This window comes from Psychrobacter sp. 1U2 (assembly GCF_051847575.1).
Genome location: NZ_JBPYDC010001138.1, coordinates 1 through 691, shown reverse-complemented (window position 1 = coordinate 691; position 691 = coordinate 1). Strand labels below are relative to the sequence as shown.

The following is a 691-nucleotide window of genomic DNA, read 5'->3' as shown; positions in this document are numbered from 1 at the left end:
ACAATCCACTCAGCACTACGTGCTGCAAAAAAGTTGGTGCGATTGGGGGGACTTGAACCCCCACAGCTTGCGCTACCACCCCCTCAAGATGGCGTGTCTACCAATTCCACCACAATCGCTTATAGTCGTTTATAACTATAACTTTTTTACTTCTCTGTTTTTAAGCAGCTTTTTTCAAAGTCATGAGGATAACAATGAGGAGTAATACATGTAGCCGTACAAAAACAGACGAGCATTGTAAAACTAACCCAACGAAATAGCAAGGATGACTATAAAAAACTTGCCTACTACTACTCTTTGCAGGCTAGGTTGTTATAATTCAGCTCATTACTCAGGATTTTGCGTCAAAGGACGCGGCGTTTGCGGCGCTGAAACTGGAGCATCTAAACGAAACTGATCTTCAGCCTGCTCACGCGCGTTTACCGCAAGAACCATACTGGTTATAAAGAAAATAACAGTCAATACTGCAGTAGCACGTGTCAAAAAGTTTGCCGTGCCTGCTGCACCAAACACGGTACCAGAAGAGCCAGCACCAAAAGAGGCTCCAGCATCTGCTCCTTTGCCATGCTGTATCAAAATCAAGCCAATCATGGCAATCGCCACGATGATATGCAGGGCTAATATAAACGTAAACATGGTGGCCTCTTTTGCCGACAAATAACGAAAGTCAACTCTTAATATTTAGCACTAT

Annotated in this window: 1 protein-coding gene and 1 tRNA gene; both read right to left on the bottom strand. The window is 43.7% G+C overall.

What is annotated here, in order from left to right; all coding sequences use genetic code 11:
• Positions 1 to 34: 34 nt before the first annotated feature.
• Positions 35 to 119, bottom strand: a tRNA-Leu gene (locus tag ACS8FD_RS20835).
• 208 nt (positions 120 to 327) lie between these two features.
• Positions 328 to 636 (bottom strand): preprotein translocase subunit SecG, encoded by a 309-nt coding sequence (gene secG, locus ACS8FD_RS20830; protein ID WP_299218738.1) that lies wholly within the window; start codon positions 634 to 636, stop codon positions 328 to 330.
• Between the last annotated feature and the right edge of the window lie 55 nt (positions 637 to 691).